General features: G+C 62.2%; 17 protein-coding genes. 13 read left to right on the top strand and 4 right to left on the bottom strand.

The annotated features are described in order from the left end of the window. Window positions 1-40: 40 nt before the first annotated feature. Complete coding sequence (locus OIS50_RS18515) at window positions 41-361, bottom strand: hypothetical protein (RefSeq protein ID WP_264692120.1); 321 nt, start codon at window positions 359-361, stop codon at window positions 41-43. A 205-nt stretch (window positions 362-566) separates the two neighbouring features. Here OIS50_RS18515 and OIS50_RS18520 point away from each other — a divergent pair, with 205 nt between their 5' ends. The 10 genes from OIS50_RS18520 (at window position 567) to OIS50_RS18565 (ending at window position 10,800) form a co-directional block, all read left to right on the top strand. Beyond that, window positions 567-812: a type B 50S ribosomal protein L31 gene (locus tag OIS50_RS18520; RefSeq protein ID WP_264692121.1), complete on the top strand. Its 246-nt coding sequence runs from the start codon at window positions 567-569 to the stop codon at window positions 810-812. A 159-nt stretch (window positions 813-971) separates the two neighbouring features. After that, window positions 972-2,222: a GlmU family protein gene (locus OIS50_RS18525; protein ID WP_264692122.1), complete on the top strand. Its 1,251-nt coding sequence runs from the start codon at window positions 972-974 to the stop codon at window positions 2,220-2,222. 30 nt (window positions 2,223-2,252) lie between these two features. Continuing rightward, a complete protein-coding gene (locus OIS50_RS18530) occupies window positions 2,253-2,543 on the top strand; it encodes a hypothetical protein (protein WP_264692123.1) in 291 nt (96 codons plus the stop codon). 8 nt (window positions 2,544-2,551) lie between these two features. Next, complete coding sequence (locus OIS50_RS18535; protein ID WP_264692124.1) at window positions 2,552-3,694, top strand: DNA polymerase III subunit; 1,143 nt, start codon at window positions 2,552-2,554, stop codon at window positions 3,692-3,694. A gap of 121 nt (window positions 3,695-3,815) precedes the next feature. Further along, window positions 3,816-4,772 (top strand): hydroxymethylbilane synthase, encoded by a 957-nt coding sequence (gene hemC / locus OIS50_RS18540; protein ID WP_264692125.1) that lies wholly within the window; start codon window positions 3,816-3,818, stop codon window positions 4,770-4,772. A gap of 20 nt (window positions 4,773-4,792) precedes the next feature. Further along, the gene (locus OIS50_RS18545) at window positions 4,793-5,341 is read left to right on the top strand and encodes a hypothetical protein (protein ID WP_264692126.1); all 549 of its coding nucleotides are present in this window, start codon (window positions 4,793-4,795) and stop codon (window positions 5,339-5,341) included. 123 nt (window positions 5,342-5,464) lie between these two features. Beyond that, a complete protein-coding gene (locus OIS50_RS18550) occupies window positions 5,465-6,082 on the top strand; it encodes a GNAT family N-acetyltransferase (protein ID WP_264692128.1) in 618 nt (205 codons plus the stop codon). Between the two features lie 37 nt (window positions 6,083-6,119). Beyond that, window positions 6,120-6,803 carry a peptidylprolyl isomerase gene (locus OIS50_RS18555; protein WP_264692129.1) on the top strand — a complete coding sequence of 228 codons (684 nt, stop codon included), beginning with the start codon at window positions 6,120-6,122 and terminating at the stop codon, window positions 6,801-6,803. A gap of 33 nt (window positions 6,804-6,836) precedes the next feature. Next, window positions 6,837-7,736: an SDR family oxidoreductase gene (locus OIS50_RS18560; RefSeq protein WP_264692130.1), complete on the top strand. Its 900-nt coding sequence runs from the start codon at window positions 6,837-6,839 to the stop codon at window positions 7,734-7,736. 508 nt (window positions 7,737-8,244) lie between these two features. Then, window positions 8,245-10,800: a S8 family serine peptidase gene (locus OIS50_RS18565; RefSeq protein ID WP_264692131.1), complete on the top strand. Its 2,556-nt coding sequence runs from the start codon at window positions 8,245-8,247 to the stop codon at window positions 10,798-10,800. A gap of 75 nt (window positions 10,801-10,875) precedes the next feature. Here the strand turns inward: OIS50_RS18565 and OIS50_RS18570 are convergent, their stop codons facing one another. The 3 genes from OIS50_RS18570 to OIS50_RS18580 all read right to left on the bottom strand — a co-directional run bounded on the left by OIS50_RS18570 (window position 10,876) and on the right by OIS50_RS18580 (window position 13,749). After that, the gene (locus tag OIS50_RS18570; RefSeq protein ID WP_264692132.1) at window positions 10,876-11,673 is read right to left on the bottom strand and encodes a zinc-dependent metalloprotease; all 798 of its coding nucleotides are present in this window, start codon (window positions 11,671-11,673) and stop codon (window positions 10,876-10,878) included. A 220-nt stretch (window positions 11,674-11,893) separates the two neighbouring features. Continuing rightward, window positions 11,894-12,688, bottom strand: a complete 795-nt coding sequence (locus tag OIS50_RS18575; RefSeq protein WP_264692133.1) for a zinc-dependent metalloprotease — start codon at window positions 12,686-12,688, stop codon at window positions 11,894-11,896. 254 nt (window positions 12,689-12,942) lie between these two features. After that, window positions 12,943-13,749: a M57 family metalloprotease gene (locus tag OIS50_RS18580; protein WP_264692134.1), complete on the bottom strand. Its 807-nt coding sequence runs from the start codon at window positions 13,747-13,749 to the stop codon at window positions 12,943-12,945. Between the two features lie 580 nt (window positions 13,750-14,329). Here OIS50_RS18580 and OIS50_RS18585 point away from each other — a divergent pair. From OIS50_RS18585 to OIS50_RS18595, 3 genes are all read left to right on the top strand, one after another. Next, complete coding sequence (locus OIS50_RS18585) at window positions 14,330-15,787, top strand: PSP1 domain-containing protein (RefSeq protein WP_264692135.1); 1,458 nt, start codon at window positions 14,330-14,332, stop codon at window positions 15,785-15,787. A gap of 11 nt (window positions 15,788-15,798) precedes the next feature. After that, a complete protein-coding gene (locus tag OIS50_RS18590; protein WP_264692136.1) occupies window positions 15,799-16,296 on the top strand; it encodes a gliding motility lipoprotein GldH in 498 nt (165 codons plus the stop codon). Window positions 16,297-16,497: 201 nt separating this feature from the next. Beyond that, complete coding sequence (locus OIS50_RS18595; RefSeq protein WP_264692137.1) at window positions 16,498-18,225, top strand: hypothetical protein; 1,728 nt, start codon at window positions 16,498-16,500, stop codon at window positions 18,223-18,225. Window positions 18,226-18,292 lie beyond the last annotated feature (67 nt).

Raw genomic sequence — 18,292 nt, forward strand, 5'->3', positions numbered from 1 at the left:
AACAGGTCCGGTTTTCGAAAGTTCAAGAGCCACAATCGGCCTACAAAAACATGCGCTTGATGCTGCCCCACGAGCGGCTGAGCATGCCGGGGCGGCTGTTTGGGGCCGAAACCCCGTCGTTGGCGCGCGCCGCCAGGCCGTAGGCGGCGTTGCGGCGGGTAGCGAAAGGCCGGGCCGAAAACTTGCCGCCGTAGGCAAGGGCCTTGCTGCCCGGCAACGACAGCAGGTTGCGCATCGGCGGAGCGGCTGCAAGCCGGGCCAGGTGCTGCGCGGCGCGGTAGCGTGCCACGATGGGCTGCAGCGCCGCGGCCGTAATCACCAACGCCAGCAACGACAGGCTAACAAGATATTTACGCGTCATAAATCGGCACAAAGGAAAGAAACGAACGGGGTGCTAACGAGGATAGGCTGGCCCAAAAGTAGGTAATACCGATATTTTAATCGGGTTATATTGCTGCGGCCCCCGAAAACCTTCTGGCTCTTTTCTTTTAAGTGTCAAGGTTGTACCTTTGCCGTCCCTTCCGCAAAATCGGCAGGGCTACAAGGAAGTAACCGCATTAAGCGCCATGAAAAAGGACATCCACCCCGAGTACCGCGAGGTTGTATTTCAGGACACCTCGAGCGACTTCAAATTCATCACCCGTTCGACGATGAACTCGAACGAGACCATCACGATGGAGGACGGCAAAACTTACCCCGTCATCAAGGTGGAAGTTAGCAGCAAGTCGCACCCCTTCTACACGGGTAAGAACGTACTGCTCGACACCGCTGGCCGCGTAGAGAAGTTCCGCAACCGCTACCAGAAGAAATAGTAAGGCTGCGTGGTCTTGTGGCCACCATGCGCTAGCTTTTTGCTTGAAACTCCTTTCGGTTCGTCCGGAAGGAGTTTTTTGTTTGCCAACTTTGCAGCCACAACCTCCGCGCCCTTGGGCGCCGCCCACTTGCTACCCGCCGTTTCCGGCCTTCGCCACATGACTGTTCTGCTCTTCGACGACCCCGCCATCCGGCCTAACCTGCTGCCGTTTACCTTCACCCGCCCCGTGGCCGCTCTGCGCTGCGGCATCCTTACCATTGCCGAGAAGTGGCAGCGCCGCCTGGGGCAGGAAACCGTAGGCTACCTCACCGAGGCCTACCTGCAAGCCAAGTACCCGGCCGGCGACACCGCGGGCCCGGCCCTGGTAATCAACGGCGCCGTGTGCCCCGATGCGCTGCTGGTGCAGCAAGTGCAGGCCCTGCAGCCCGGCGAGGCCCTTTACGACGACGAGCTGCTGGTAGCCGCGCACCTGGCCGAGGCCAGCCAAGTGGCCGAGCTCATTCAGGAAGGTTTTGGCAAAACGCACAACGTAGCCGAGCCCGTGGAGGTGATTAAGCACCCGTGGCACCTGTTTTTGCGCAACGGCGCCGAAATCCGGCAGGATTTTGCCCTGCTGACTGCCGGCCGACAGTCGCAGCCCGTGGGCGATGCGCACACCATCGTGTACGCACCCGAAAACATCTTTATCGAGGAAGGCGTGAAGATCCGGGCCGCTATCCTCAACGCCGAAGACGGCCCCATCTACCTAGGGAAAAACGCGCAGGTGCACGAGGGCGCCATCATCAAGGGGCCGCTGGCCCTGGGCGAGGGCGCGCACATCAACGCCGGGGCCAAAATGCGCGGCGACAACACCGTGGGCCCGCACTGCAAGGTGGGCGGCGAGGTAGGCAACTCCATCTTCATGGGCTTCAGCAACAAAGGCCACGACGGCTACGTGGGCAACTCCGTAATCGGGGAGTGGTGCAACCTAGGGGCCGATACCAACACCTCGAACCTGAAGAACAACTACGCCCCGGTGAAAATCTGGAGCCACGCGGCCAACCGCTTCGTGAACACGGGCCAGCAGTTTTGCGGGCTCATGATGGGCGACCACAGCAAGTGCGGCATCAACACCATGTTCAACACCGGCACGGTGGTGGGCGTGGCGGCCAACATCTTCGGGGCGGGTTTTCCGCGCACGTTCATTCCGTCGTTTAGCTGGGGCGGCGCTTCGGGCTTCGAAACTTTCCGCCTTAACAAGGTGGCCGAAGTGGCCGAGCGCGTAATGGCCCGCCGCAGCCTGCCCTACGACGAGGTAGAGCGCGGCATCATGACCAAAGTGTTCGAGCTGACGACCAAAGACCGCGTGTGGGAGCGCGCCACCAACCTGCCCACCGCCGACGACAACAACGCCACCATCGAGCTGTAAACCACCTAGGGCCCATTAGCCGCTGACCACGTGAAGCCGACCGACGACGAAGAACCCGCCTCGGGCCTGCAGGGCGCCGATTTTGCGGTAGCCATGTTTGCCACCATGTTTATGGGCACCGGCGCCGTGCTCGATACCGTTACCTCGGTGCGGCTGGGCGCGGCCTCGCTGCTGGTTACCGGCGTGGGGCTTTGGCTGCTGTTTCGGTGGCTGCGCTCGGGGCGGCCGCAGGTGCAGCGCTTTGTGGGTGCGGTGGTCATCGTGGCGGTGGTGCTGGGGGTGCGCGTGCTGCTGAAACAGCTGCTGCTGACGGGCTTATAACTATTGCCATGCGTTTTGCTGATATACCCGGGCTGGAGGAGGTAAAGCAGGTGCTGCGCCAATCGGTGGAGCGCCAGCACGTGGCGCACGCGCAGCTGTTTCGCGGGGCCGAGGGCACCGGTGCGCTGGCGCTGGCCTTGGCCTACGCGGCGTTTCTGAACTGCGAAAACCGCCGTGCCGCCGACTCCTGCGGCGAGTGCCCGAGCTGCCGCAAGGTGGATAAGCTCGTGCACCCCGATCTGAACTTCATCCTGCCCGTTACCACCACCAAGGCCGTCAGCAAAGACGCGCTGAGCCACCGATTTGCGGCCGAGTGGCGGGCCTTCGTGCTGGCCGATGGCGGCGCCTACCTAGGGCTGAACGACTGGATGCAGCACATCGGGGCCGACAACAAGCAGGGCAGCATCAGCAAAGACGAAGCCGTGCAACTGCTCAAGCTCGTGTCGCTGAAGGCCTTTGAGGCGCAGTTTAAGGTGGTCGTCATCTGGCTGCCCGAACTGATGCACCCGGCCGCGGCCAACGCCGTGCTGAAGCTGCTGGAGGAGCCGCCGCCCGCCACGGTGTTTCTGCTCGTGAGCCAGCAGCCCGATAAGCTATTGCCCACCATCGTGAGCCGCGTGCAGGTGGTGCCGGTGCGCCGTTTTCAGGAGCCCGAAATTACCGGCTACCTGGTGCAGCAGTACCACCTGCCCGAGGTGAAAGCGCGCCAGCTGGCCCTGGTGAGCGAAGGCAACCTAGGCGCCGCCCTGGCCATGCGCGACTCGCCCGACAACGACCACTTCGCTACGTTTCAGAAGTGGATGCAGGCCTGCTTTAAAGCCAGCCAGGGCAAGCTCGAAGACATGGTAGCCGCCGCCGACGGCTTCCAGAAAATGGGCCGCGAAAACCAGAAAGAATTCCTGCAGTACGCCCTGGGGCTGGTGCGCAAAGTGCTGCTCTATGGCCTCGACCCCGCGCTGGTGCCGCACCTGCCGGCTTCGGAGCAAACGTTTATCGGCAAATTCAGCCCGTTTGTGCACCGCCGCAACGCCGAGGGCCTGGCCCAGGTACTCAACGACGCACATTTTCACGTAGAGCGGAACGCCCACCCGCGAATTGTGTTCGTGGATACGTCGCTGCAGGTGGCCGACTTGCTGCGCGTACCGGCGTAGGGGCGCGTCGCACGCGTCAGGCCGTCGTGGCCGCCCGGCAGGCCGTATACACTGCGCCGCCTGCCGCATTTCCTTATCGACAACCGCTAACCGACGGGCGCGGGCAACGCGCCATTACTTCATGTCCCAACGTCCCATTCGCATTGGTACCCGCGGCAGCAAGCTTGCCCTGTGGCAGGCCAACCACGTGGCCGATACCCTGAATACCGCCGGCCTCGAAACCGAAATCGTCATCATCACGACCAAGGGCGACGTAGTGCTCGACCGCTCGCTCGATAAGATTGGCGCCAAAGGCGTGTTTACCGAAGAGCTGGAGGAAAGCCTGCGCACCGGCCACATTGATATTGCCGTGCACAGCGCCAAAGATGTGCAAAGCCACATTCCCGACGACTTGGAGCTGCTGGCTTTCATGACGCGTGAACGGGTAAACGACGTGGTGGTCAGCTTCGACCCGTCGTTTTCGCTCGACCGGCCCAACATCGTGCTCGGCACCAGCAGCACGCGGCGCCGCGCCCTGCTCAAGCGCCACTACCCCCACGCCATTACGGCCGAGGCCCGCGGCAACCTGCAAACCCGCCTGCGCAAGCTCGAAGAAGGCCAGTACGATGCCTTGGTACTGGCCTTTGCCGGCGTGCACCGCATGCAGTACGACAACCTGATTGTGCAGGTACTGCCCGAAACGCAGTTTATCCCGGCTGCCGGCCAGGGCTCGGTAGCCATTGAGTGCGCCAAAAGCCTCGACGCCGACCGCAAAGCAACCCTGCGCCAGCTCCTCGACCACCCCGATACGCACACATGCCTCGCTGCCGAGCGCGCTTATCTGCGCACCATGGAAGGCGGCTGCAGCATTCCGTCGTTCGCGCTGGCCACCTTCACCGACGAAGGCACCCTGCAGCTGCACGGCGGCCTCATCAGCCTCGACGGCCAGCAGTACGTGGAGGAAATCCAAAGCACCACCGACCCCGACGCGGCCGCTGCCCTAGGTGTGGCCGTAGCCGAGAACGTGCTGGGCCGTGGCGGCAAAGCCATTCTGCACGACATCCGCCAGCACCGCGAGTCGGAGTCGACGACGTTTTAAGTTCGTTTGGGACGATGGATATGAGTGCAGAACTCGACAACGTTTCGCTATCCGGTGAAAGTATCCTGCTAGCGCCGGGACAGGTCTACTGGATCATAGATGCGTTGTACTTAGCGGAAGCAGCAGAAGGAGGCGTAGAAGAACATTCGAATGAAGTAGCAATGCAGGTAAGGGACTTATTTCCCGATTGCTACGCTCCATTTGCCCGCATCACGGTTCCTGCAGGCTCCGAACCATACAAGTTCAGTTTAACGGATGTTGTGCACGGCGACGAGAAAGACGCTGCTTTTGAGACGGAGGCAGAATCGTATTTTTCCACGGATTCGGCAGTTGTAGTAGTGCTTGCAGAAACGAACGTCCCGGCTCTAATCAGGCAACGCTTCTCGTACGATGATTTGATTGAACCGCTTTCTGACGAAACAGATCAGGAATTTGGCCGGCGCTATTGGCAGCAGGTAATCAGCGACTTCGCTACTCATACTGCAGGTTTAATCTTCTCTCCGGGTATTGGCAGCGGCTTTGATTTTACGGGCAGCGGTATGTACCGGGTGCTGATACATAATAACTGACCTAGGCCATTCAGGCGGCGGGGCGTTAGTACTTAATGTATTAGCGCCCCGCCGCTGTTTTGACGAGCTGTTTGCCTTGCGAGGCCAACGTTACATTCGTGCTTGCCGTTATGCACGGTTGTTATGCCCGCATCTGGCCCATACCCGCCCGCGCAGCTGCGCACCGCGCGCCTGGTGCTGCGCCCGTTTACCATTGCCGATGCCCCGGCTTTAGCCGAACTGATAGCCACCGAGCGCCCTAGGTTGCGGCGCAACTTTCCGCGCACGGCAGGCGCTATTCAGGACGAAGCCACGGCCGGCGTGTACATCACCCTGCGCGAAACCGACTGGCACCTGCGCACGGCGTTCCAGTACGGCTTGTGGCTGCCGGGTGGCGCCGGGCGCAGCCCGCAATGCGTGGGCTACATTAGCCTGCGCGATATGCACTGGACACCCTTTGACGTGCCGAAGGCCGAGCTAGGCTATTGGCTGGCCGCCACCCACGAAGGCCAGGGCCTGATGCGCGAAGCTTTGCCCGCGGTGCTGCAGGCGGTGTTCGGGGCAGTGGGGCTTGAAAAGCTATTCGCCCGCGTGCTGCCCGAAAACGTGCGCAGCAGCCAGTTGCTGCTGCACCTGGGGTTTCGGCACAGCGGCGTGCTGCGGCGCGAGTTCCGCTGCGGCGACGACGGCACCCTGCACGACATCGACTACTACGACTTATTGCGCGCCGAGTGGCACGCCCGCTCGGCCGAAACCGCTTAGCTTCGCCTTCTGATTTCCGTTGCCTCACCTCATTGCTATGAAGAGCTTCCCCCGCTTAACCGTTGCTGTGGCCGCCTTGCTGTTTTTGGGTGCCGCCCCGGCTGCACACGCCCAAAAAACAGAAACCAAAACCAAGCAAAAAGCCGCCAAGCCCCGCAAAAAGGACGAGGTGGTAACGCTGCACGTAACCCAAAACGGCGCGGCCCTAGGTGATATCCGGCTGGTGTTGTTCGAGCAGACCCCGCTGCACAAAGCCAACTTCCTGAAGCGCGCCGAAGGCAAACTCTACGACGGCACCACGTTTCACCGCGTCATCCCCGGTTTCATGGTGCAGGGCGGCGACCCGAACTCCAAGGACAACGACCCCACCAACGACGGCATGGGCCAGCCCAACGACCCGCGCATTCCGGCCGAAATCCGGCCCGAGCTGCGCCACAAGCGCGGGGCCGTGGCCGCCGCCCGCGGCGGCGGGCCGGCCGGCACGCCCAGCAGCCACGCGCAGTTTTACATCGTGCAAAACCTCAACGGCACACCCCACCTCGACGGCGCCTATACCGTGTTCGGGCAGGTAATTCAGGGGCAGGAGGTAGTGGATAAAATTGCCCAGGTGCCCCGCAACGAAATAGACCGCCCCGACCAGGACGTGAAAATGACCGTGGAGGTGGACAAGCTCAAGAAGAAGAAGATTACCGAGCTGTACGGCTACACCTACGGTAATTAATAATTCATAATTAGTAATTAATAATTGAAGTCCATGCGTCTTCTCATTACCGGAGCCAACGGCTTGTTGGGCCAGAAACTAATCGGCTTGCTGCACCAGGAGCCCGGCGTGGAGCTGATTGCCACCTCGCGCGGCTCGAACCGCTTGGGCGAGGTATTCCCCAACGTGCCCTTTGCCGCCCTCGACGTAACCAATGCCGAGCAGGTAGCGCAGGTAATCGGCGAGCTGAAGCCCACGCACGTTATCCACACCGCCGCCATGACGAATGTGGACGAGTGCGAACTAAACCACGAAGCCTGCTGGCTGCAAAACGTAACGGCCACCGAAAACCTGGCCCGCACCTGCGCCGCGCTCGATGTGCACCTCACGCACCTGAGCACCGATTTTATCTTCGACGGCTCGCACGGCCCCCTGACGGAGGACGCTACGCCCAACCCCATCAGCTACTACGGCCAAAGCAAACTGGCTGCCGAGCAGGCCGTGCAAAACACGCCCAACCTGCGCTGGGCCATAGCCCGCACCGTGCTGGTGTACGGCGTGCTGCACGGCGGCGGCCGCACCAACATTGTGCTGTGGGTGCGCAACTCGCTGCGCGAAGGCAAGCAGATTAAGGTGGTAAACGACCAGTGGCGCACGCCCACGCTGGCCGAAGACCTGGCCCAGGGCTGCTGGCTGATTGCCAAGCAAAGTGCCCTAGGTATCTATAACATTTCGGGCCGCGAGCTGCTCACGCCCTACGACATTGCCCTGCGCGTAGCCGACCACTTCAGCCTCGATAAGTCGCTTATCATCGAAGCCGACGGCAGCACCTTTACGCAGCCCGCCAAGCGCCCGCCGCGCACCGGCTTCATCATCGAGAAAGCCGAAAAGGAGCTAGGCTACCGCCCGCACTCGTTCACCGAAGGCATCGACATCGTAGCCGCCCAGGCCTAAGTAGCGCCATCTAGCGCGCAGTTTGGCTAAGCCGACCTGTGGGTTGCAGTCCGCGTTTGCCAGCACGAAATCGTTGAGGCAAAACCGCGCAGCACCAGCCGTACACGCCAACGCGGGCTAAAGCCTGCGCTACACCCAAACAGGCCCCAAGCCATACGCTTGGGGCCTGTTTGTATTTCAGCTTTTCGCGCTACCCAGCCCTTGCCACGCCCCCGCGGCCGCGGTATGGTCGGGCTGTTTGCTTATCTTTCAGATGGGCAGAGGTGCTGCCAGGTCTGCCGGGTATTGCCGCGGCTTGGCATCGGCCACTCGGGGCGCGGCTACGGCAAGCGACCCATGCGCCCCGGTCCCGCGTAGTGGGGTTGTATTTACTTGACGCTTGGTTTCTTTTATGAGGCAACAATACGGGCGAGGCGCTTGGAACAAGTGGCGGTTGTGGGGCAGTCTGGTGGCCGTAGCAACGGGTTTGCTGGGCCCCGAGGCAACGGCGCAACCTACGCGCGCGGCCGTGCAAAGCCGCTTAGCGCCCACGCTGCAGGGCGAGCAAACCACGGCTGCTCGTAACAGCGCGTACCGCGTGCAAGTGCAGGATGCGGCGGCCTTTCGGGAGTGGGCCCAGAAACACCTGCGCGGTGCCCGGCTGCAGCCCTATCCGGCCGATGCGCGCGTGTTCACGGTGCATGCGCCAGGGCAACTCGCGAAGCTGGCCGCATGCCCGTGGGTAACGTTTGTGGACGTAGCCGACCGCCCGGTCACTCCCGAGAAAGAAATCGACGGAGTTGACCTAGGGGCCAACCGCATTTGGCCTGTGCACCAGCTCTACCCCAACCTCACGGGGCAGGGCCTCACGGTTTCGGTAAAAGAAGACGCCTTCGACCGCAACGACATCGACTTTAAGGGCCGCGTGGTCAGCAGCACCATGTTCGGCACCACGGCTTCCGACCACGCCACGGTAATGGCCACGCTGATTGGCGGGGCCGGCAACTCGGCGCCTACCGGGCGCGGTGCGGCCTCGGGGGTGCAGCTGGCGGCCTCCAGCTACGCCCAGCTCATGCCCGACGATGCCGCTCAGCTTACGGCCAACCGCGTATCGGTGCAAAACCACTCGTATGGCGTAGCCACCATCGAAAACTACTACGGCCTGGAGGCGCGGGCCTACGATCAGCAAACCCGCCAGCTGCCCGCGCTGCTGCACGTGTTTTCGTCGGGCAACGTGGGCAACCGCACGCCGGGCTCGGGCACGTACGCCACGCTGGCCGGCGTCGCCAACATCACCGGGCAGTTCAAAACCTCCAAAAACACGCTGTGCGTGGGCGCCACCGATGTGCTGGGCCGCGTGGCCGCGCTTAGCTCGCGCGGGCCCGCCCACGACGGCCGCCTGAAGCCCGAAATGGTGGCCTTGGGCGAAGGCGGCACCTCCGATGCCGCGGCCGTGGTATCGGGCATCAGCGCGTTGGTGCAGCAGGCCTACCGCGAGCAGCACAACGGCCAGCTGCCGCCAGCGGCCCTCAGCAAAGCCGTGCTGCTGAATAGCGCCGACGACCTAGGGCGCCCCGGCCCCGATTTTGAGGCTGGTTTCGGCCAAGCCGATGCCCTGGGTGCCGTGCAAACGATGCTCGCCAAACGGTTTGTGCAGGGGCGCGTGGCGGCCGGCGCCACCAGCAAGTTTGCCATTACGGTGCCCGCCGGTGTGCATCAGCTGAAGCTTACCCTCGTGTGGGCCGACCCCGAGGCCGCCGCCAACGCCAGCAAAGCCCTCGTGAACGACCTCGACGTGGAGCTGGTAAGTGCCGGCGGTGCGCGGCTGCGCCCGTGGGTACTGAGCCCGTTTCCGCACCTCGACTCGCTGAAGCTACCGGCCCGTCGCGGGGTGGATCGGCTGAACAACGTGGAGCAGATAACGCTGGCCGCCCCAGCCGCCGGCACCTACGAGGTGCAGGTACACGGCACCGCGGTAACCGTAGGGCCCGAGCAGGAGTTTGCCGTAGCCTACGAGTTCGAAACCGCTGGCCTTACCTGGAGCAACCCCGTAGCGGGCACCGCCCTGCGTGCCGGGCAGCAGCAGCGCCTGCGCTGGCAATGGCAAGGGCCCGCTGCCACCGGCACGCTCAGCTACCGCGCTGCCGGCAGCACTACCTGGACAACCATCGGCAACAACGTAAACCTAGGCGTGGGGCTGTACGCCTGGACGGCCCCCGCCGATGCCACCGTGGCCCAGGTGCGCCTGGAGGTAGGCAACGCCACGTACGCCTCGGCCAACTTTGCCGTGAGCCAGGCGCCGCTGGTGCAGGTAGGCTACGTGTGCGACAAAGAATCCTTGCTGACCTGGGAGCCCGTGCCCGGTGCCGGCAGCTACCAGGTGTTGCGGCTCGGGGCTACCACGCTCGAGCCCCTGGCCACCACCCCCGACACGGCCTTGCTGCTCAACGTGGGCGCCGAGTCGTCGGCAGTGCTGTACTACAGCGTAGTGCCCGTGTTGGCCGATGGCAGCCAGGGGGTGCGGGCCCGTAGCATCAACTTACTCGGCTCGAACACCCGCTGCTACGTGCGCTCCTTCTTGCCCCGCCAGCTGGTTACCGATCAGGTGGCTTTCGATCTGGTGCTGGGCAGCACCTTCCGCCTGCGGGCCGTGCACCTGGAGCGCGAAACGCCCACGGGCTTCCAAACGGTGGAAACCCTGGCGCCGGGTACGCAACCAAGCCTGGTGCTGCGCGATCAGCTGCCCGAGCCCGGCCTGTACCGCTACCGCGCCCGCCTCGAAACCGTTGGCGGCCTTACCGTGTACTCGCAGGTAGAAAACATCTACTACGCCCGCTCCGGCGACGTGCTGCTGTTCCCCAACCCCGTGGTGGCTGGCAAAGCGGCTACGCTCATCGAAGCCAACGGCCTTGCCATGCGCTGGCAGCTGTTCGACCACCTAGGGCGCCTCGTGCGCGAGGGCGAAGCGCCCGAAGCTTCTGTGGGCCAGTTTGATACGAACAGCCTGCGGGCGGGTACCTACATTGTGCGCATTACGCCTACCGGCGGCGCTACCATTGTGCGCCGCCTAGTGGTGGTGCGCTAGCCCCGAGCAGCCGAAACAAAAAGCCGCCCGGCCTGCATGCAGGCCGGGCGGCTTTTTGGCACCTAGGGCGCCAGTTTAGTACAGGTAGTTAAGGGCGGTTTTGTCGTTGTTGTTGAAGTTGCGGTTCTGGCCCGAGCCGATGCAGGCGAGCATGAACGAGCCGGGGTCGGCTGTGGTGGGCGTGCCCGGAATGTGGATAGCGCCCACGGTGCTGGCGCCTTCGTTAGCCGTGGAGCCGCCGCAGCTGTAGGAGCGGTCCATATAGTCGGTGTGGCGGAGACCGATGCAGTGGCCGATTTCGTGCGCCAGAATCGTGGCCAGGTACCCAACAGCCGGGTTGGTGCCAATGGCGCGCGAGTTCACCTTCACCTGGTTGTGCGGGTCGCCGGCCGAGGTAGGGAAGCCCGCCGAGGCCAGGTACGAGCCCGTGCCACGCACAATGGCAATGTCGGCACCGCCCGATACGCGGGCGAAGGTTAGCTGCAGGTTTTCGGCGTTGTAGCGGCGAATGGCTTCGTCGAGGCCCGCTACGTACGTGCTGGGCAGCTGGCCCGAAATGCTCACCGTAATCGTGCGCGGCAGGCCTTTCACGAGGTTGGTGGTGCGGTACTGCTCGGCGTTGCCCACGCGCAGCAGCTGCGGCGCGGTGGGGTTCTGCAGGTCGGCGTCGGTCAGGAAAATGTCGCCCTCCACCAGGTAGCCGCCGTCTACTTTCTGGGCACCGGTAGCCGTGAGGCCCATGGCCCGAATCTGACCTAGGGTTTCTTCCGATACCTGGTCTTTCACCTTCACTTCGTCCTTCGAGCAGCCGGCCAACGTGCTTAGGGCTATGGCCGCTACGGCCACGGGGGTAAACCATTTCGTCATTTTCATAGGGTTTTGGTTTGGTTGGTTAGGGTTTGAACATGCCGATAAGCTGAGCAGAAAGAACTTAATAATCAATAGATTCTATATGAAACCCGCGCCCCGCTGAGCGCGTATGAGCGCGGCCCGCAGCCCCGTTGCCCAACGGCTACCTGGCCACCTAGGCAACAAAAAAGCCCGGCTCCAGAAGGAGCCGGGCTTGTGCACTAACTGTGTGCTGACTGTGCGCTTAGTACAGGTAGTTAAGCGCCGTGATGTCGTTGTTGTTGAAGTAACGATTCTGGCCCGAGCCGATGCAGGCGAGCATGAACGAGCCGGGGTCGGCCGTGGTGGGCGTGCCGGGGATAAGGATAGCGCCCACGGTGCTGGCGCCCTCGTTGGTGTACGAGCCACCGCAGCTGTAGGAGCGGTCCATGTAGTCGGTGTGGCGGAAACCAATGCAGTGGCCGATTTCGTGCGCCAGAATGGTAGCCAGGTAGTTGGTATTCGGCGTTTTGCCGATGGCCGTCGAGTTCACCTTCACCTGGTTGTGCGGGTCGCCGGCCGCGGTGGGGAAGCCCGCCGAGGCCAGGTACGAGCCGTTGCCGCGCACCAGAGCAATGTCAGCATTGGCCGATACGCGCTGGAACGAAATCAGCAGGTTTTGTGCGTTGTAGCGGGCAATGGCTTCGTCGAGGCCGGCCACGTACGAGGCGGGCAGCTGGCTCGAAATGCTTACCGTAATTACCCGGCCCGACCCAACGTTTACCAGGTTGGTGGTGCGGTACTGCTCGGCGTTGCCGGTGCGCAGCAACTGCGGGGTGCGCGGGTTTTGCAACTCAGCCTCGGTCAGCAAAATGTCGCCTTCCACCAAGTAACCACCTTCTACTTTCTGGGCGCCGGCGGCCGTAAAGCCCATGGCCTTAATCTGAGCCAGGGTTTCTTCCGATACCTGGTCTTTCACTTTTACGTCGTCCTTAGAGCAGCTCGAGAAAGAGGCAAGCGCAACAGCAGCTACTACGAGCGGGGTAAACAGCTTTTTCATTTTAAAAAGGTTGGTTGGGTTAGGTGGAGGAAACTTGGGTTTACAATCTGAACAGAAAATAACGTATTAGCAAGCCAAAATCGCAGAAACTTTTAAAAAATTCTCTCGTACGCGCCTGTTTTATGCCAGAAAGTAAAATATGTAATTTCTAATATTCTGGTTCGGCTTATTGCATTATCTAAAGCCCAAAAAAACAAGCCCGGCTCCTTTCGGAACCGGGCTTGCAACCCGAAGGCTAAACGACTAGCCGACGACTAGTACAGGTAGTTGAGGGCCGTGCGGTCGTAAGCGTCGAACGGACGGTTAACACCCGAGCCAACGCAAGCGAGCATCCACGAATTCGGCTCGGCCGTGGTGGGCGTGCCGGGGATGTGCACAGCGCCCACGGTGCTGGCGCCTTCGTTGGTGTAGGCACCGCCGCAGCTGTAGGAGCGGTCCATGTAGTCGGTGTGGCGGAAACCGATGCAGTGGCCGATTTCGTGCGCCAGAATGGTAGCCAGGTAGTTGGTACCGGGGTTAGAGCCCAGGTAAGCGGAGTTCACCTTGATGCTGTTGAAGGGGTTGCCACCCGAAGGGAAGCCGGCTGAAGCCAGGTAGCTCGAACCGCTCGGAGCCGGGGTTAGCAGGATGTTGTAGCTCGACGACACGCGACGGAAGCGGATCAGCAGGTTTTCGGCGTTGTAACGACGGATGGCCTCGTCGAGAGCGGTAACGTACGACGAAGGCAGCGAGCTGGAAATAGCCACGTTGATGGTACGGCCCGAGCCTACGCTCACCAGGTTGTTGGTGCGGTACTGCTCCACATCGGCCACACGCAGGATTTGGTGGTCGGGCGTGCTGTTCAGGTCAGCCTCGGTCAGCAAAATGTCGCCTTCAACCAAGTAGCCGCCGTCCACTTTCTGGGCACCGGTAGCCGTAAAGCCCAGGGCGCGGATTTGGCCCATGGCTTCTTCGGAAACCTTGTCCTTAACTTGAACATTTTCCTCCTTGGAGCAGCTGGACAAGGCCAGGGCCGAGAAGGCGCATACGGCTACGGTCGAAAGTACTTTAGTAAACTTCATAAGTGGTTTGGTTGGGTTTGGTTGAACGATGCTCAAAAGGTGAGGCTAATTTTTGACAAAATCAAAAAAATATTGCTGTAACTTTTTGTACATAGCAACAGTACGCGGGAGTGTGCACACGCTCGTTCCTTAATAATTACCCCATTTCGGAGGCAGAAAGTAAGTTTGGTTGCCGGTGTTAGTTGCGTGGTTTTTATAACGATACAAATATTTATTGATGTAGATACATATAATGTCGGGCTTGTTAAACGCTTGCGTTATCCGGTAGTTGAGCCTTCGATGCTTACAATTTTTTGTTCCTTGCTGCCGGGCTTCCGGAGTGCGCGCGCAGCCAAGCAGTAGCGCGGGCGGAACGCAGCCTAGGCAGCCCTCGTTTGGGCTGCACCCGGAGGCACCCTCCGAAATCCTTATCTTTGTTTGAAACCCTCAATTTTTCTGCAGGCCCTATTGCTGGGTTCTGCTTGATCATAGATACTTCCCTGTGGCTTGCACTTCATGTTCCAGCGGAGGCGGCGGATGCGCTACGGCTGGTTGTGGCTCGAAAGGGGGCTGCAAAACCGGCGGGTGCACGCGCCTCAACGTGTTCGACTGGTTGCAGGACCTAGACCTGCCCGTCGACTTCAAAGAGTTTGATATAGTTGAAATCCGCTTTAAAGGCGGACGCAAAGAGTTTTTCCGCAACGCAAGCCGCCTGCCCCTGGTAACCGGCGACGCTGTGGTGGTGGAGGCCGGCGGCAATGGCTGGCACCTAGGCTACGTGTCGCTGAAAGGGGAGCTGGTGCGCCTGCAAATGCGCAAGAAGAAAGTAGAGCCCGATAACAAGGACCTGCGAAACATCCTGCGCGTGGCCACCGAGCAAGATGTGGAGCGCTACGAAGCGGCCTGCAATCTGGAGCTGGGCACCATGTTTAAGGCCCGCTCGGTGGTTGATGAGCTGCAGCTGAAGATGAAGCTCTCCGACGTGGAGTACCAAGCCGACCGTACCCGCGCCACCTTTTACTACTCGGCCGAAGACCGCGTCGATTTCCGCGACCTGATTAAGCGCCTGGCCGAAGAGTTTCGGGTGCGCGTGGAAATGCGCCAGATTTCGTTGCGCCACGAGGCGGGCCGCCTGGGCGGCATCGGCTCGTGCGGGCGCGAGCTGTGCTGCTCTACCTGGCTTACCGAGTTCAAGAGCGTGAGCACCACGGCCGCGCGCTACCAGAATCTTAGCCTGAATCCGGCTAAGCTCTCGGGGCAGTGCGGCCGCCTGAAGTGCTGCCTGAACTACGAGCTGGATACTTACCTCGACGCGCTACGCGACATTCCGCAGGTATCGAAGCCCCTGCAAACGCAGCAGGGCGACGCCTTTCTGCAGAAGACCGACATCTTCAAGAAGCGCATGTGGTTTGCCTTTCGGGGCGACAACAACTGGGTAATGCTCTCAACCGACCGCGTAAAGGAAATTCAGCTCCTGAACAAGGCCGGCGAAAAGCCCGATACCCTACAGCCGCCGATAGTGGAGCCCGCGCCCGTGCTGAGCGTGCAGGAGCACGTAGAAGGCTCGCTCGACCGCCTCGACGACAAGATGAAGTCGGGCAAGCGAAACAAGCGCAAAAAGAAAAAGGAGAAAACGGGCCCGGCACCGGCCTCGGTGGTGCAGCCCAAGCCTACGGCCACCGTGCCCAAGGATGCCTTGCGCCCCCGCAACGAGCCGAAGCCCGGCCCTGGCTCGGGTGAGCCGGGCGGCACCATTTCGGCGCCCGTTGAAGGCGAGGGCGGCCCCGGCCGCCACAACCGCTCGGGCCGCCGCGGCCGCAACATGAGCACCGATGCCCCGCGGGCCGACCGGCCCACGCCGCGCTTCGATCCGCGTTTCCGGCAGGCGCCGGCTCCCGGCGACGGGCCTGCCGCTGGCAGCGCCAGTAGCCCCGACTCGGCGGGCGGTGGCGAAGGCCGCTCGGGCCGCAACGGCCGTTCGCGCCGCGGCGGACGCCGGCACGGCGGGGGCGGATCGGGCGATAGTGCCGCTTCCAATAACCCACCTGCTGCCTCTTAACTATGCGCTGCATGCTCCACCGCTCTCTGCTGCGTGTTGCCCTAGGTGCGTTGCTGTTGCCGGCACTGGCTGCCTGCGACGGCAACCGCGTGTACGAAACCAACGTGGACCTGCCCGACTACGCGTGGTCGGTGCAGAATAAGCCCGCGTTTCAGTTCGATATTCAGGACACTACGCAGCGCTACAACGTGTACTTCAACATCCGCAACGCCTCCATGTACGGCTACTACAACCTGTACGTGAAGCACACGCTTACCGGGCCGGGGGGCCCGGTGGGCAAGCCGCTGTTGCACCAGATGATTTTGATGGACCCCAAAACCGGTGAGCCCCGTGGCAACGGCACCGGCGACATCTTCGACCACCAGTTTCTGGCCTTGCCCCAGCAGCGCTTTGCGCGCCCCGGCTCTTACCGGTTGGTGCTGGAGCAGTATATGCGGCAAGACGTGCTGCCGGGCATTATGGCCGTGGGCGTGCGCGTTGAAAAAGCTACCGCCAGCAGCCCCGATTAGTAGCCCTAGGTGCCTGGTAATGAACAAAAAAGCCGCCCCAAACCGGGGTGGCTTTTTTAGTGCGCAACCGGCAGAAAGCGGTGCAAAGCCAGCCTGCGCCGCCCCCACAAAAGTGGGCGCTGGCACAACTACGCGCCAAAAGCGGGCGTATAGACTTACCACTTTGCTTACCAGTTCTCACCCAACCAATTACACCGCATTATGGCAGATAACACCAAAAACCAGAACGACGGCAAGAACCAGAATTCCGGCTCTTTGCAGGGTGCTCAGGGCAGCACTTCTGGCACCGGAACTACCGGCATGGGCTCCACCGCTTCGGGTGGCATGCAAGGCAGCACCGGCAACCAAATGGGTTCCTCCACTTCGGGCCTGACCAGCGGCAGCAACGACAACAGCGGCCGTTCGTCAGGCTCAACTACTTCCAGCCAGGATCTGGCCTCGGCCTCTACCAGCATGGGCCAGGGCGGCCTAGGTGGCAGCACCGGCGGCAGCAGCTCGGGCAAGTCGGGCGGCTCTTCGTCGGCGGGCAAATCGGGCAGCAAATCGGCTACTGGCGATGGCTCTTCATCTTCGGCATCGGCCAAAAAATCGGGCAGCACTACCAAGGCTTCTTCGAGCAAGGGCGGTTCGTCGTCGGGCAAAAGCAAAAACCAGGATCAGAACAACCAGTCGTCGGGCCAGCAGGGTAGCAACACCAGCATGGGCGGCAGCAACTACGGCGGCAACTTTGGCAACTCGATGGAGGGCAGCCACAACGACCGCGACCGAGACGAGAACATGTACAGCGGAGCCAGCCGCGGCGAGTACGGCTCGCACGGCATGGGCAATACGCAAGGCGGCTACGGCAACCAAAACCGTGACTTTGACACCCGCTCGCGCGGTGGCGAATACGGCCAGGATGGCTACAACCGCGGCGGCCAGGGCAACTCGTACGGCCAGTACGGCGGCCGAGACGAGTTTCAGGGCGGCGGTGGTTATGGTGGTAGCAACTACGGCGGCCAGGGCGGCTACAGCGGCAACTACGGCCAGCAGAGCAACTACGGCGGTGGCATGAGCAACCGCGGCGGCTCGGGTATGCAGGGTGGCTACGGCCAACAAGGCGGCAGCAACTTTGGACAGCAGCGCTCCGGCCACATGGACAGCCAATATGGCCAGCGCGACTCGTACGGCTACCAGGAGCGCGGCTACGGCCAGCAGGGCGGCAGCAACATGGGCGGCGGCATGCAGGGCAACTACGGCTCGCAGGGCGGCGACTACAGCGGCCGTAACTACGGTGGCCAAGGAAGCTACGGCCAGCAGGATGATTACCGCAGCCCCAACGACAACGGCTCGCGCTACGGCCGTGGCCAGGGCTACAGCAACGACTACGGCCGCTCGTCGATGGGCGGCGGCTACGGCCAGCAAGGTGGCATGAGCGGCCGCGGCCAGGATGACTACGGCCAGTACGGCAGCCGCAACCAGCGCGAAGACCAGGACCGTCAGTCCTCGCGGGGCGGCTACGACAACCAGGGCTACGGTGGCGGTGGCTACGGCGGTGGCCAGGGCGACTACGGCCGCAGCAACATGGGCGGCGGCAGCATGGGCGCCGGCTACGGCGGCGGCTACAACGACGACCGTTACGGCTCGGGCCGCTCGGGCTCGTCGTACGGCTCGCGCAGCGGCTACAACGAAGGCCGTGGCGGTTACATGGGCAACTCGGGCCAGGGCTACGGCTCGCGCGGTGGCTCCTACAACGACCAGTACCCCTCGGGCAGCAGCTCGCAGATGGGCTCGTCGTCGCGCGGAGGCGGCGAGTATGACTCGAACGACCGTAACCGCAACTACGGCCAGCAAAACCGCGGCAACTTCCGCAACCAGGACAACGACGATTCGGATTACGGCTCGACGCCCGGTCGCAACCGCGGCCGCGACAACGACGACCGTTACTAACCCCAGCAACCGAACCACAAAAAAAGACCTAGGGCCGTGGCCCTAGGTCTTTTTTTGTGCTCAATGA

The sequence above is a fragment of the Hymenobacter sp. YIM 151858-1 genome (assembly GCF_025979705.1).
GTDB lineage: Bacteria > Bacteroidota > Bacteroidia > Cytophagales > Hymenobacteraceae > Solirubrum.

Bases quoted from the DNA above. Each gene is read 5' to 3' on its own strand.
- OIS50_RS18555 (WP_264692129.1), top strand. From the start codon at position 6,120: ATGAAGAGCTTCCCCCGCTTAACCGTTGCTGTGGCCGCCTTGCTGTTT.
- hemC (WP_264692125.1), top strand. From the start codon at position 3,816: ATGTCCCAACGTCCCATTCGCATTGGTACCCGCGGCAGCAAGCTTGCC.
- OIS50_RS18560 (WP_264692130.1), top strand. From the start codon at position 6,837: ATGCGTCTTCTCATTACCGGAGCCAACGGCTTGTTGGGCCAGAAACTA.
- OIS50_RS18550 (WP_264692128.1), top strand. From the start codon at position 5,465: ATGCCCGCATCTGGCCCATACCCGCCCGCGCAGCTGCGCACCGCGCGC.
- OIS50_RS18515 (WP_264692120.1), bottom strand. From the start codon at position 361: ATGACGCGTAAATATCTTGTTAGCCTGTCGTTGCTGGCGTTGGTGATT.
- OIS50_RS18590 (WP_264692136.1), top strand. From the start codon at position 15,799: ATGCTCCACCGCTCTCTGCTGCGTGTTGCCCTAGGTGCGTTGCTGTTG.
- OIS50_RS18575 (WP_264692133.1), bottom strand. From the start codon at position 12,688: ATGAAAAAGCTGTTTACCCCGCTCGTAGTAGCTGCTGTTGCGCTTGCC.
- OIS50_RS18570 (WP_264692132.1), bottom strand. From the start codon at position 11,673: ATGAAAATGACGAAATGGTTTACCCCCGTGGCCGTAGCGGCCATAGCC.
- OIS50_RS18580 (WP_264692134.1), bottom strand. From the start codon at position 13,749: ATGAAGTTTACTAAAGTACTTTCGACCGTAGCCGTATGCGCCTTCTCG.
- OIS50_RS18520 (WP_264692121.1), top strand. From the start codon at position 567: ATGAAAAAGGACATCCACCCCGAGTACCGCGAGGTTGTATTTCAGGAC.
- OIS50_RS18525 (WP_264692122.1), top strand. From the start codon at position 972: ATGACTGTTCTGCTCTTCGACGACCCCGCCATCCGGCCTAACCTGCTG.
- OIS50_RS18535 (WP_264692124.1), top strand. From the start codon at position 2,552: ATGCGTTTTGCTGATATACCCGGGCTGGAGGAGGTAAAGCAGGTGCTG.
- OIS50_RS18545 (WP_264692126.1), top strand. From the start codon at position 4,793: ATGAGTGCAGAACTCGACAACGTTTCGCTATCCGGTGAAAGTATCCTG.
- OIS50_RS18595 (WP_264692137.1), top strand. From the start codon at position 16,498: ATGGCAGATAACACCAAAAACCAGAACGACGGCAAGAACCAGAATTCC.